The sequence below is a fragment of the Devosia sp. Z6_126 genome, from assembly GCF_058133495.1.
Map to the genome: position 1 here is coordinate 647,603 of NZ_JBYUNO010000003.1, position 13,216 is coordinate 660,818.

The following is a 13,216-nucleotide window of genomic DNA, read 5'->3' on the forward strand; positions in this document are numbered from 1 at the left end:
ATTGTGGCGCCCTGTCACGGCCTTCCTGCACCGGCTACCCGCCTGGGCTAGCCGCGCAGCTGGGCCGGCAACAGCGCCGCCGCCGCCTCGTCGCACACCAGGGTGACACGCGGATGGGTCTGCAGGAACGAGGCTGGGTTTTCGGGTCGCACGGCCCCGCTCATCGCATCGGCCAGCGCTTCGGCCTTGGCCGCGCCCGTTGCCAACAGGATGATCCGGCGCGAGTCGAGAATGGTGGCGATACCCATGGTCACCGCGTGGTGGGGCACCTCGGCGCCGGGCGGGAAATCGGTAGCATTAACCTCGCGGGTGCGCTGCGCCAGCTCGACGATCCGCGTGCGCGAATTCTGCGGCGAGCCGGGCTCGTTGAAGCCGATATGACCGTTGCGGCCAATGCCCAGCAGCTGCAGCTCGATCCCGCCGGCTGCCGTGATGGAGGCCTCATAGGCGGCCCCGGCCTCGGCCGAGTTGCCATCCGGCAGGTGCAGCTTGCTGGTATCAGCATCCACCAGGTCGAACAGGTGCCGGTGCATATAGGCGGCAAAGCTCGACGGATCGTCCGCTGCCAGCCCGCAATATTCATCGAGATTGAAGCTCGTCATCCCCGCAAAGGACAAACCTTCGTCGCGGTGCAGCCGCACGAGCTCACGATAAACCCCGATCATGGAATTGCCCGTGGCGAGGCCCAAAACGCTCGCCGGAGCCGCCCGCAGCTGCGCTCCGAGCTCCGCTGCAACACTGATCTCGGCTTCCTCCGCTGTCGGGAACACACGAATTTCCGGCATCGGGGTCGGACTGCTCACTGCATTGTCTCCAAAATCTGGTCGTCCCGCGCTTGGAAAGCCTTTCGCGCGGCAAATCAAGCTGGTTAGGCCAGCCGGAGAGGCAGACCCAACAAATTATTGGCCGTCCCTAGGCGACCTGCACCACATGACCCGGCGCCACTTCCTCGTAGCGCCGCTTGGGCGGCACAAAGCCGGCCGGACGAACCGGGCTGGGCAATTCGTCATTGGATACGGGCCGCCGCACTTGCCGGCGCGCCGGATCGGGCACCGGCACCGCCGCCATCAGCTTGCGGGTATAGGCGTGCTGGGGATTGGCAAAGATCGCCTGGCGCGGCCCGATCTCGACGATCTCGCCCAGATACATCACCGCCACGCGATGGCTCACCCGCTCCACCACCGCCATATCGTGCGAAATGAAGAGATAGGAGAGGTTCAGCCGCTCCTGCAGATCGAGCATCAAATTGATGACCTGCGCCTTGATCGACACATCAAGCGCCGACACCGCTTCATCGGCCACGATCACCTTGGGATCGAGCGTCAGTGCCCGGGCAATGCAGAGCCGCTGGCGCTGCCCGCCGGAAAACTCGTGGGGAAAGCGCTTGGCCATTTCGGGCGATAGCCCCACTTCCTCGAGCAGGTGCAGTGCCTTGTCGCGCGCCTCGGCCCGGGTGCCAAGCTTATGGGCGAGAAAGGGCTCCATCAGCGCTTCCCCGATCCGCATGCGCGGATTGAGGCTGGCAAACGGATCCTGGAAGATCATCTGCACGGTCTGGCGCAGCTCGCGCAGATTGTGACCGGAGAGGCTGAGGATATCGCGCCCTTCCACATCCACTTCCCCGCTGCGGGGTGTGGTCAGCCGGGTGATGGAGCGGCCGATCGTTGACTTGCCGCAGCCCGATTCCCCCACCAGCGAGAGGGTTTCGCCGGGATAAAGCTCAAAGCTCACATCCTCCACCGCATGCACCGCGCCCCCGGGTCCGCGCAGGAAGCGGCCGCTGAGATCATAGCGGGTAACGAGATTCTTGACCTTGAGGATCGGCGCCGTCCGGTCCACTTCCCGCGTGGTCGGAGCCGGCTCGCTGGCTGCGCCCGTTTGCGGGTCGATAATGGCGAAGCGGCGCGGCTTGGGCTCATCCTTCATCGCGCCCAGCTGGGGCACGGCGGCGAGCAGCGCGCGGGTATAGGGGTGCTGGGCGCCCCGGAACAGGTCAGCGGTGGCGCCGGTTTCCACCGCGTCGCCCCGATACATAACGACGGTGCGGTCGGCGATCTCGGCCACCACACCCATATCGTGCGTGATGAAGAGCACCGACATGCCCTCTTCTTCCTGCAGCGCCTTGATCAGGTCGAGGATCTGCCCCTGGATGGTCACGTCGAGCGCCGTCGTCGGCTCGTCGGCGATCAGCAGCTTGGGGCGGCTCGCGAGCGCCATGGCGATCATCACGCGCTGCCGCATCCCGCCCGAGAACTGGTGTGGATATTCCTTGAGGCGCCCCGCGGCATTGGGAATGCGCACCCGCTCGAGCAGGCGAATGGTTTCCGCCCGCGCTTCGGCCGCGCTCATCGGATTGTGGCAGGTCAGGGCTTCGGCGATCTGCCGTCCGACCGTGAACACCGGGTTGAGCGACGTCATCGGCTCCTGGAAGATCATCGAGATCTCGTTGCCGCGCACCCGCCGCATGTCTTCTTCGCTCAATGACAGCAGCGAGCGGCCATTGAGCAGGATTTCGCCCTCGATCCGGCTGCTGCCCGGGGGCAGCAACCGCATCACCGACAGCGAGGTCACGCTCTTGCCCGACCCCGACTCCCCGACAATGGCCACGGTTTCCCCGGGCATGACGTCAAAGGATACATTGCGCACAACGCTGTTCCACTCCCCGCCAGTGCGGAAGGAGGTGGAGAGGTTGCGAACGGACAGGACGGGCGCGGGCGTAGTCATGGGCAAATAGCTCCGAATTGCTTAGCGCTTGGCGCGCTCGGCGCGGGCGGAAGGCACGGCTTCCGGCACGAACGAGAAATCCTTGTCGAACGGATAGGTCGGGTGCGGCTTGTGGTTGCGCTCGAGGCGCTCCACAAACTGGTCCACCACCCCCGGCGACAGGGCCATCAAATTGGGATTGGCGATCGGGCTCAATTCGGGCGACAGATAGCCCGATTTGACCACCACGATCTTGGCCGCCACGGGATCAAGCCCGAGCTTGGTGAAGTCAGCGATATAGTGGAAGGGCCGCCGGCGCGCGGTCAGCACCAGCTCGATCCCACCGATCCGCACCACCGCTTCACGCAGGCGCTCCTGCTCGACTTCCAGCAAATTGACCACCTCGACCTCGGCCTCGACCGGCGTGCTCGAAACATCAAGGCTCGCCCCGATGCGCAGATGCAGCTTGGCGCCGATCCCCGCCCCATAAGCGGCATCGGTCGCCGCCTTGTCGGTAATCCCGGCAAACACCACGCCCTGGGCGTTGCGCTCGATCAGCGCCGCCAGCACTTCGGCGCGATCGCCAACGCCGCCGCCGGTGGGATTATCCCCCGCCTCGGCCAGCACCACCGGGGCCGTGGGCGAACTCACCGCCCAGTCGACGCATTCATCAATGCTGCCGGTCTTGGGGCCGAAGCGGAACTCTTCGCGCACATTCCAATAGTCCTGCGCCAGATGCTTGGCCGCTGCTTCCATGGCGGGACGATTGACGCCCGTCACCACCGCGCAGGCCGTAGCGCGCGGCTCGTCGGCCCAGACATAGCCAACCTGGAACGAGGCATCCCAGATGCCTGTCGGGTCTTCCACCGCCTGCATCTGCGCATAAAAGGTCTTGGCGGGCTCGTCCTGCGTGCTGGTCCGCTCGCCCGGCAGCAGCACCGGCACCGGCGCCCAAAGGATATGCGGCCGCTCGCCGCTCGACAGCGCGCGCACCAGCATGGTCACCGCCCGGCGCATCGTGTCGGCCACGTCGATATGGGGCGCAGTGCGATAGGTCGAGAACATGTCGAGGCTGTCGATGATGCGCTGGCTGACATTGCCATGCAGGTCATAGCTCGCCGAAATCAGCACATCGGGCCCCACCAGTTCGCGCACCGCGCTGATCAGGTCGCCCTCGGCATCCTGCAGGCCCTCGACAAACATCGCGCCATGCATGGCGAGATAAACGCCATCGAGCGGCAGCGCCGCGCGAATGCCCTCGAGGATCTCAGCCTTCCAGGTCGCATAGATCGCCCCTTCCACCGGACCACCCGCAATGGCGCGGGCATGCAGCACGGTGATGAACTCGGCCGGGAAATGGGTCAGGAACTCGAAATAGCCGTCCTTGATCATCGAAGGCCCGCGCAGCACGCGGAAATCGGCCTCGCGCGCCAGAACGGGATTATATGTGCTACATTCGACATGCAGACCGGCAACGGCAATGCGCATGCATCTTCCTTCCATTAAATAAGACCATTCAAGAAGCTTTCGGCCACCACGCTCGCGGCGCCCCGGCTCCACACATCATTGTCCACCCGCTCGGTGCGGATGGGGGTGCGGCCCGACAGGCGCGGCAGCACATTGGCTTCGATGGCCTGCTGCATCACCGTGGCAAACAGCCCCGAAAAGCTCTTTTCCTGATGCGCGATCAAGATCATCTGCGGATCGTTGATCTGGATCACAGTGGCGATCGCCAGCCCCAGCGCCGAGCCCGCGCGATGCAGGATCCGGATGGCGGCCGATGACCCATTGGTCGCCTCGTGCTCAAGCTCGCTCAGCGAGGAAATCTGCAGCCCCTCCTCACGCGCCAGTTCGGCCAGCGCATTGAGCGAGGCCACGGTGTCGAGGCACCCCACCTTGCCGCAGCGGCAGGGCCGTCCCTGCAACTCGATGGTGCAATGAGCGATCTCACCCGCCCCGCCATGCGCCCCGCGATAAAGCCGCCCATGGATGAAATGGGCCGAGCCGATCCCGCCACCCAGCGAAATCACGCTGAAATTGTTGAATTCGCGCGCTTCCCCGAAATGCTTTTCGCTGATCGCCAGCGCCTTGGCGTCGTTCTCGACAAATGTGGGCACCCCGACGCGCTTGCCGATCAGCTGCGCCAGCGGCACATCCTGCCAGCCCAGCAGCGTCGACTTGATGCAGCGCGCCTGCTCTTCATCCACGAGGCCCGACAGCGCCACCCCGATCCCGGCCAGCCGCTCGCGCGCGATGCCAGCGATCAACCCCGGCACCGCGGCCGCCACATTGTCGGCGAATCGCTCGGGGTCGGGATCGAACTGCAGCGCCGCCCGAGCAAAGATATTGCCCTTGAGGTCGGTCAGCGCGATCTGCGCGGGCCGGCTCAACAGCGAAATGCCGATGAAATAAGCCCCGTCCGCCCGCAGGTCGAGCAACACGGCCGGCCGCCCCTGGCGCTGCACGCTCGTGGTTTCCTCCACCAGCGCGCCCTCGATCAGCTCGCGCGTCAGCCCGCTCATCGCCGCCTTGCTGAGCGCGAGTTGGCTGCCCAGCTCCGCCCGGGTGAGCGGACCCGAGGAATTCAGGCTGCGCAGAATGCGATGGTGCGTGGGTGTGAGCAAATGAACCTCTTCCCTTGACACTAAGTCCTATGAGTGAACTACTCAAGCCAGGTTAGTTCACTCACTAACAAAACTTTCACAGGTCGATCCCGGAGCGCGTTGGATGAAGTTTGTGCCTACTACCCGCAGCCTCATGGCTCGCATTGCCCTTGCCGGCGTGCTTGCCTTCACCCCTAGCCTCGCCATGGCGGACGTTCTCAACGTCATGCAGAGCGAAGCCCCCCGCTCCATGGATCCGGGCGATCAAAGCGCGACCTTCACCAATGCGCTGCTCCGCCCGATGTTCGAAGGGCTGACCGATCGCGACGCCAACCAGCAGATCGTGCCCAAGCTCGCCACCGAATGGACTTCGGACGAAGCGGGCCTGGTCTGGACCTTCAAGCTGCGTGAAGGCGTTGTCTTTCATGACGGCACCCCATTCAATGCCGAAGCTGCCGCCTACAACTTCAACCGCCACCTCGATACCGAGCGCGGTCTTGCCGCCAGCGGCCGTCTGCGCACCTTCATGGCAGGCGTGCGCGCCGTTGATGAATACACCCTCGAAATCACCCTCAAGTCACCCTACCCGGCCTTTCTGGCCCTCCTGACCACGCAGGCCGGCTGGCAGGTCAGCCCCGCGGCCGACGAAGCCGGCAATCTTGGCTCTTCCTCAGTCGGCACCGGCCCCTATCGCCTCGCCGAATACCGCTCGGGCGACTATGTCCTGCAGGAAAAATTCGCTGACTACTGGGGCGACAAGGAAGCTGGCGAAGACCAGATCCGCTGGACCTGGTCGAGCGAAACCTCCGTGCTCAACATGGCGCTCCAGACCGGCGACGCCGACATCATCAACCCCGTCCCTGCCGCCTTTGCCCGCCAGATCGAGGGCAATCCCGAGCTCGCGCTCAATGTCTCGGACGGCTCGGCCGTGTTCTGGGTCGCTCTCAACACCGAGTCCGAGCCCCTCAACGACGTGCGCGTGCGCCAGGCGCTGAACTTCGCCACCGACAAGAACGGGCTCGTTCAGGCGATCATGTCGGGCTACGCGATCCCCGCGACTTCCCCGCTCGCCAGCATCACGCCCGGCTTTGATCCTTCGCTCAACCCCTACCCGCTCGATCTCGAGCGCGCCAAGGCGCTCCTTGCCGAAGCCGGCGTTGCCGATGGCTTTGAGATCGATGTCGTGGTCCAGGAACCCGAGGCCCGCATCGGCGAAGTGCTCCAGGCCATGTGGGCGCCCCTGGGCGTCAAGCTCAACGTGCAGCGCATGGAAAGCGGCGTCTGGTCCCAGGCCGCCTTTGGCGATGTCGCCCAGAAGGCCGACCAGAATGTCGACGCCGTGATCGCGTCCTGGTCATCGGGCGTCAACGGCGCCGACCTGCAGTTGCGCCCGCTCTACCACTCCTCGAGCTTCTCGCCCGGCGGCGCCAATCTCGGCTTCTTCAAGAATGACGACTTCGACGCCCTGCTCGACAAGGCCGCAGCCACCACCGACGAAGCGGCCCGCAACGAAGTCTATGTGGAAGCCCAAAAGCTCATCAATGACGAGGCGCCTCACGTCCTCCTCTATGTGAACCAGGACCTTTATGCGACCCGCGACGGCGTGTCGGGCGCCTGGATGGTGCCGGGTGGTTTCGTGCGCGTCGAAACCGCGACCAAGGACTAACAACCGTCTCCGGCCGGGCGAGCATTTCACTCGCCCGGCCCTTGCCTCGAGAGCCCAATGCAATCCTATTTCCTGCGCAAGCTGGCATCCTTGCCGCTGATCCTGATCGGCGTGTCGCTGCTGGTGTTCATCGCCATCCGCGCCCTGCCGGGCGAGCCCGCCCGCGTGCTGGCCGGGCCCGAAGCCACCCAGGAAGCGGTGGACGCCATGACCGTCAGGCTGGGGCTCGATCGCTCCATCCCCGAGCAATATCTGCTGTTTGCCACCAATGCGCTGCAGGGCAATTTCGGCAATTCCATCCGCTCCAATCTCCCCGTGGTGCAGGAAATCGCTGATCGCCTGCCCTATACGCTCTCCCTTGCCGCGCTCGCCTATCTGCTGGCGGTAGCCGTGGGCGTTCCGGCCGGCATGGCCGGCGCCATGAACCGCAACCGCTGGCCCGATTACCTCGTGATGATCCTGGCTATTGGCGGCGCCTCCATTGCCAATTTCTGGCTGGCGCTGATGGCGATGAACTATTTCTCCGTCGAGCTCGGCTGGCTGCCCCTGCTCGGCGCCACCTCCTGGCAAAGCTATATCCTGCCCGCCGTCACCCTTGCCGTTTTGCCCACCGCCGTGATCGCCCGCATGACGCGCTCGAGCATGATCGAGGTGCTGGGCCAGGATTATGTCCGCACCGCCCGCGCCAAGGGCCTGCCGGCGCGCCAGGTCTATTGGAGCCATGCCCTGCGCAATGCGCTCATTCCCATCGTCACCATTGTGGGGCTTAATTTCGGCAGCCTCATCGGCGGCGCCGTGGTCACCGAGTCCGTGTTCAACTGGCCGGGCCTCGGGCGCCTGATGGTCGATTCCGTGCGCTACCGCGATTATCCCGTGATCCAGGGCGTGGCGCTCGTTGCCGTGTTCGGCGTCGTGATCGTTAATTTCCTCGCCGAAATGCTGATCGCTGTTCTCAATCCCAGAATAAGGTTCGAATAGATGTCCGCTCCCATGACATCACCGGCTCGTCGCCCCAACGGGACGGCGCGGGCCTTGAGCTGGATTGCCGGCAACGCCAACCTCGTGATCGGTGGGGTCCTCGTGGGCCTCATCGTCATCGCCGCCATCTTCGCCCCGTGGATCGCCCGGGCTGATCCTTATGCGCAGAACCTGCTCTCGACCCTCCTGCCTCCCTCCTGGGAGCATCCCTTCGGCACCGATGATAATGGCCGCGATATCTTTGCGCGCGTTATCTATGGCGCCCGCATCACCCTGCTTGAAGTGGTGCTCGCCGTCGCGCTGGCCGTTTGCACCGGCGTCCCCCTCGGCATCATTGCCGGCATGGGCGGTCGCGTGCTCGACCAGACCATCATGTGGATCATGGACGTGCTGTTTGCCTTTCCTGGCATCGTGCTCGCCATCCTCATCGTCAGCGTGCTCGGGCCCAGCCTCATCAACCTTTTGATCGCCATCGCGATCTTTTCCGTTCCGGTTTACGCCCGCCTCAGCCGCAACCTGACCCTTGGCCTCAAGCGCATGGAGTTCATCGAGGCAGCCCAGGCCCTCGGCATCCCGCAGCACCGCATTCTGGTGCATTACATTCTGCGTAATGCCATCGGCCCCATCATCGTGCAATCAACGCTGACCGCCGGCACCGTGATCCTGTCGGCCGCAAGCCTGTCCTTTCTCGGCCTTGGCGCCCAGCCGCCAACGCCTGAATGGGGCGCGATGATGAGCGTTGGCCGCAACTATCTGGGCGTCAACATCTACATGTCGCTGTTCCCGGGCCTTGCGATCATGCTGACCGTTCTGGGCTTCAACATCCTCGGCGATGGCCTGCGCGACCTGCTGGATCCGCGCAAATGAGCACACCAAAAACTGACTTCCTGCGCGATCCGGCTGCGCCAACCACCGCGCTTTGCGCCGATATCGGTGGCTCTTTCATCAAGTTCGGCCAGGCCTTCGGGCCCGGCCAGGTGCAGCGGGTCGACGAAGTGCCAACGCCGGCCGACAACTGGCCCGCCCTCGTCGAGGCCCTCACTGGGCTCTCGACGCGCTGGAACGGCGGCGGCGCCGCGGTGCCGCTGGCCATATCGACCACCGGCCTCTTTGATCACCGCAACGGCACCGTCAACGCCGCCAATATCCCGGCCTTCAAGGGCCATGACGTAGCGGGCGAGCTTTCAGCTGCCCTGGCCCGTCCCGTAGTGATCGCCAACGACGCCGACACCTTTGCGCTGGCCGAAGCCAATCTCGGCATCGGCCGCGGCCATGACGTGGTGTTTTGCGCCATTCTCGGCACCGGCGTCGGCGGCGCCCTCGTGGTCGATGGCCGCACCGTGCGTGGGCATCGCGGCGTCACCGGCGAATGGGGTCACGGCCCCATCACCCAGACCCAGCTGACCCTGACCTCGGGCGAAACCCTGACCATCCCCCGCTTTGCCTGCGGCTGCGGCCAGATCGGCTGCACCGATACGATCGGGGGCGCGCGCGGCATCGAACGGCTGCATTCCCACCTGCACGGGCAGGAACAGACCAGCCACGAAATCCTCGATGGCTGGGAAGCCGGCGACGCCGCAGCCGCGCGGACGGTCGAGGTCTATCTCGCCCTTCTGAGCGAACCTCTGGCCTTTGCCGTCAACATCACCGGCGCTTCGGTGGTGCCCGTTGGCGGGGGCCTTGCCGCCCGCACCGCGCTGATCGCGGCGCTCGACGCACAGGTGCGCACCCGCACCCTCAACAACTTTGCCGAACCGCTGGTCCGTCCGGGTCAGTTCCTCGACAATGGCGGTCTCATCGGCATGTCGGTGCTGGTCCAACAAACCCCAAGGGCTTGACTCCATGATCCTCGAAGTTTGCGTCGATAGTCCCCGCGGCCTGCATAGCGCGGTCGAGGCGGGTGCCGATCGCATCGAACTCTGCTCCGCCCTGGCGCTCGGCGGCCTCTCACCCAATCCGGGTCTGGTTGCGCTAGCGAGCAAGGCGGCGGTCCCGGTCTACGCCATGGTGCGCCCCCGCCCCGGCGATTTCATCTTCGATGCCGCGGACGAAGCCGCCATGCTGGCCGAGATCGACCAGCTGCGCGCCCACGGCATTGCCGGCGTTGTGCTCGGCGCCAACCGCCCCGATGGCACGCTCGATGCCGACCTGCTGGCGCGTCTCATCGCCCGCGCGCAGGGCATGGGCACGACGCTGCACCGCGCCTTTGACCTGACGCCGGATCAACCGGCGGCGCTGGAAACGGCAATCGAGCTGGGCTTTGAGCGTGTCCTGACCTCGGGCGGCCAGCGCTCGGTGCTCGATGCGGCCCCCACCATTGCCCAGTTGCTAGCGCAGGCCAGCGGCCGCATCACCGTCATGCCCGGCGGTGGCATCAAGCCGGCCAATGTCGAGCAGATGCTGGCCGTGCCTGGCATCAACGAGATCCACGCCTCCTGCCGCAGCCCGCTCGGGCTCGATCCGCAATCGCTGCCCGTCCAGTTCGGCTTCCAGCCCGCCGACGAAGGCGAAACCGACCCAGTGCTTGTGGAGCGCATGCGCGCCATTCTTTCCCAACACTCGGCCTGAGGAACCACAAAATGAAAAATACCCAAGCCATCTGGGACCTGGTCGACCAGCACCGCGCTTCCCTTGTCGCGCTGGCGGACACCGTCTGGGCCACGCCCGAAACCTGCTACATGGAAACGCGCTCCGCCGCGGCCCATGAAGCGGCGCTGCGCGAGCACGGCTTTTCGGTTCGTACGGGCCTGGCCGATATCCCCACCTCCGTTGTCGGTGAAGCCGGCAGCGGCGGACCGGTGATCGCCTTCCTCGGCGAATTCGACGCCCTGCCTGGCCTCAGCCAGGAAGCAGGCAACGCCACCCACACGCCCCTCCAGGCTGGCGGCAACGGCCATGGCTGTGGCCACAATCTGCTCGGAGCGGGCAGCCTGCTCGCCGCCCGCGCCCTCAAGGATTATCTGCAAGCCAACAACCTGCCCGGCCGCGTCCGCTACTACGGCTGCCCCGCCGAAGAAGGCGGTGGCGCCAAGGCCTTCATGGTCCGCGCCGGCCTCTTCGACGAGGTCGATATCGCCATCACCTGGCATCCCGGCATTTTCGCCGAAGTGACCCGCCGCTCGAGCCTGGCCAACACGCGCATCGATTTCACCTTCACCGGCCGCGCCGCGCACGCCTCTTCCGCCCCGCACCTCGGTCGCAGCGCCCTTGACGCCGTCGAGTTGACCAATGTCGGCTGCAACTATCTGCGCGAGCATGTCCCGACCGATACGCGCATGCACTATGCCATTCTCGATGCCGGTGGCATTGCCCCCAATGTGGTGCAGGCCCGCGCCAAGGTGCGCTATTCCGTGCGCTCCTCCACCGTCGACAGCATGCTCGATGTCCTCGCGCGTGTTCAGGATGTCGCCCGCGGCGCCGCGCTGATGACCGGCACCACCGTCGAGATCAAGATCATCAGCTCGGTGGCCAATCTCATCAACAATGCCCCTCTCCAGGGCGCCATGTCCGCCGCTCTCGCCGAACTGGGCCCGCCCCAGTTCAGTGCCGAGGACGAAAGATTCGCCCGCGCCATCCAGGCGACCCTGTCACCCGAGCATATCCGCCACGATTGCGAGCGCTATGCCCTGCCCCCGCGCGAAGACAAGGCGCTGGCCGATTTCCTGATCCCCACCGATATCGCGGTCCCCACCGCCGGCGTCGCCTCGACCGATCTGGCCGATGTGAGTTGGGTCGTGCCAACGGTCCAGCTGGACGGCGCCAATTTTGCCATCGGCACTCCGTTCCACTCCTGGCAGCTGGTCGCCCAGGGCAAGAGCGCTGCGGCCCACAATGGCATGATCCACGCCGCCAAGGTCATGGCCGCCACCGCCGTCAAGGCGCTGGAAGACGCCTCTCTGCGCGAGGCCGCTGCCAACACGCTCAACCAGGTCGCCGGCCGTGCCCGCTACAAGACGGCGATCCCCGATGGCGCCCTGCCCCCCATCGCCGACATGACCGCCAGCTGATCACAACAAAAAGTCCCGGCAAACCCGGGGCTTTTTTCTACTCGAGCGGTGAGGCCGCAAAAAACTCCCTCACCGCCGCTTCCACGCTCAGCGCCGCCAGCCACGAGGTACGGGGATTGTCCGGTAATGCCGCATTCTCGAGCGCGATTCTGAACTCCCCGAACGCCCCCCGCGCCAGCACCTGATGCCGGTTACCCCCGGCCGCCGGGTCCGCCACCAGCCGCACCTGCGTTGCCTCGAACCCCAGCCCGCTCAGCGCCACCGCCGCACACACATTGGCGTTCTTGGGAAACAGCCGCGAGGCCTCCGCCGCCGTGCCGCTGAAAAACTCGGTGGCTTCCGTAATCGAGCCGAGCGCCACCAGCGTTTCGGCACGGCTGCCCGCCCAGGCCTGCGGTGGCTTGGTGCCGCGATAAACCACCTCGTCGAGCCCCGCCAGCCGCGCCGCCCGCAGCACATCGAGCCCGCCGATCGCCCCCGGCACCAGCGTCAGTCGTCCGGCAGCCGTGACGCTCCCCGCCACCCGCGCCCGCAGCTCCGGGTCCGCCAGCGCCCCCACGGACGCCAACACCACCGGCACCCCCGCCGCCAGCAGCGCCGGCACATGCCGCGCCACCGCCTCGTGCCCGGCGCATTCCACCACCAGTGACGGCCTCCAGCCGATCAGCTGCTCGACCTCAGTGAAAACTTGCAGTTCATCCGCGTCGGCCGGGCTGCGCACCAACGCCGCCCCGATCCGCAGCCCCTCGCCACGCGCCTCCAGCGCCCCGATCAGGCTGCGGGCCATCGCCCCCAGTCCGATCACCGCAATCCTCTGCCGATCTGCCCCCAAACACCCAACTCCGCCTGCTGCCTAATGCAGCGGGCATAGCTGTCCCCGCCCCGTCGGGCAACCGTCAGCTGCGCAGGATCTTCTCCATCGGCCGGCCCTTGGCCAGTTCATCGACCAGTTTGTCGAGATAGCGGATTTCGCGCATCGTGGGCTCCTCGATCTCCTCCACCCGCACACCGCAAACAACGCCCCGGATCAGCGCCCGATCCGGGTTCATCCGCGGCGCCTGGGCAAAGAAATCCTCGAAATTGGTGCCCGCCGCCAGCACACCCTGGAGGCTCGCTTCATCATGCCCGGTCAACCAGCAGATGATGCGGTCCACCTCCGCCTTGCTGCGCCCCTTGCGCTCCGCCTTGGCGACATAGGCCGGATAAACGCTGGCAAAGCTCATCCCATAGATCCGATGCCCCGGCATGGCTGCCCCCCC

12 protein-coding genes are annotated in these 13,216 nt (G+C 65.7%); 6 read left to right on the forward strand and 6 right to left on the reverse strand.

The features are described 5' to 3' along the window. Positions 1-47: 47 nt before the first annotated feature. From AC3YOG_RS15350 to AC3YOG_RS15365, 4 genes are all read right to left on the reverse strand, one after another. Positions 48-803, reverse strand: a complete 756-nt coding sequence (locus AC3YOG_RS15350) for a glucosamine-6-phosphate deaminase (RefSeq protein WP_489935700.1) — start codon at positions 801-803, stop codon at positions 48-50. Positions 804-912: 109 nt separating this feature from the next. Next, the gene (locus AC3YOG_RS15355; protein WP_489935701.1) at positions 913-2,724 is read right to left on the reverse strand and encodes an ABC transporter ATP-binding protein; all 1,812 of its coding nucleotides are present in this window, start codon (positions 2,722-2,724) and stop codon (positions 913-915) included. A gap of 21 nt (positions 2,725-2,745) precedes the next feature. Next, entirely contained in the window at positions 2,746-4,191 is a 1,446-nt protein-coding gene (locus tag AC3YOG_RS15360; protein WP_489935702.1) for a M81 family metallopeptidase, read from the reverse strand. Between the two features lie 14 nt (positions 4,192-4,205). Further along, positions 4,206-5,327 carry an ROK family protein gene (locus tag AC3YOG_RS15365; RefSeq protein ID WP_489935703.1) on the reverse strand — a complete coding sequence of 374 codons (1,122 nt, stop codon included), beginning with the start codon at positions 5,325-5,327 and terminating at the stop codon, positions 4,206-4,208. Positions 5,328-5,430: 103 nt separating this feature from the next. Here AC3YOG_RS15365 and AC3YOG_RS15370 point away from each other — a divergent pair, with 103 nt between their 5' ends. From AC3YOG_RS15370 to AC3YOG_RS15395, 6 genes are read left to right on the forward strand one after another with little or no spacing between them, the layout of a single operon-like run. Then, positions 5,431-6,972 carry an ABC transporter substrate-binding protein gene (locus AC3YOG_RS15370; RefSeq protein ID WP_489935704.1) on the forward strand — a complete coding sequence of 514 codons (1,542 nt, stop codon included), beginning with the start codon at positions 5,431-5,433 and terminating at the stop codon, positions 6,970-6,972. A 57-nt stretch (positions 6,973-7,029) separates the two neighbouring features. Next, positions 7,030-7,950, forward strand: coding sequence for an ABC transporter permease (locus AC3YOG_RS15375; RefSeq protein WP_127754138.1), 921 nt, complete (start codon positions 7,030-7,032; stop codon positions 7,948-7,950). Next, positions 7,951-8,817 carry an ABC transporter permease gene (locus tag AC3YOG_RS15380; RefSeq protein ID WP_489935705.1) on the forward strand — a complete coding sequence of 289 codons (867 nt, stop codon included), beginning with the start codon at positions 7,951-7,953 and terminating at the stop codon, positions 8,815-8,817. Then, positions 8,814-9,788, forward strand: a complete 975-nt coding sequence (locus tag AC3YOG_RS15385; RefSeq protein WP_489935706.1) for an ROK family protein — start codon at positions 8,814-8,816, stop codon at positions 9,786-9,788. Before AC3YOG_RS15380 ends, AC3YOG_RS15385 begins: the two co-directional genes overlap by 4 nt. Before the next feature lie 4 nt (positions 9,789-9,792). Further along, positions 9,793-10,518 carry a copper homeostasis protein CutC gene (locus AC3YOG_RS15390; RefSeq protein ID WP_489935707.1) on the forward strand — a complete coding sequence of 242 codons (726 nt, stop codon included), beginning with the start codon at positions 9,793-9,795 and terminating at the stop codon, positions 10,516-10,518. Positions 10,519-10,529: 11 nt separating this feature from the next. After that, positions 10,530-11,957 carry an amidohydrolase gene (locus AC3YOG_RS15395; RefSeq protein ID WP_489935708.1) on the forward strand — a complete coding sequence of 476 codons (1,428 nt, stop codon included), beginning with the start codon at positions 10,530-10,532 and terminating at the stop codon, positions 11,955-11,957. A 37-nt stretch (positions 11,958-11,994) separates the two neighbouring features. Here AC3YOG_RS15395 and AC3YOG_RS15400 read toward each other — a convergent pair whose 3' ends face one another. Both AC3YOG_RS15400 and AC3YOG_RS15405 read right to left on the reverse strand, forming a co-directional pair. Continuing rightward, positions 11,995-12,762, reverse strand: a complete 768-nt coding sequence (locus AC3YOG_RS15400; protein ID WP_489935920.1) for an aspartate dehydrogenase — start codon at positions 12,760-12,762, stop codon at positions 11,995-11,997. A 91-nt stretch (positions 12,763-12,853) separates the two neighbouring features. Continuing rightward, a complete protein-coding gene (locus AC3YOG_RS15405) occupies positions 12,854-13,204 on the reverse strand; it encodes a DUF2200 domain-containing protein (protein ID WP_489935709.1) in 351 nt (116 codons plus the stop codon). Between the last annotated feature and the right edge of the window lie 12 nt (positions 13,205-13,216).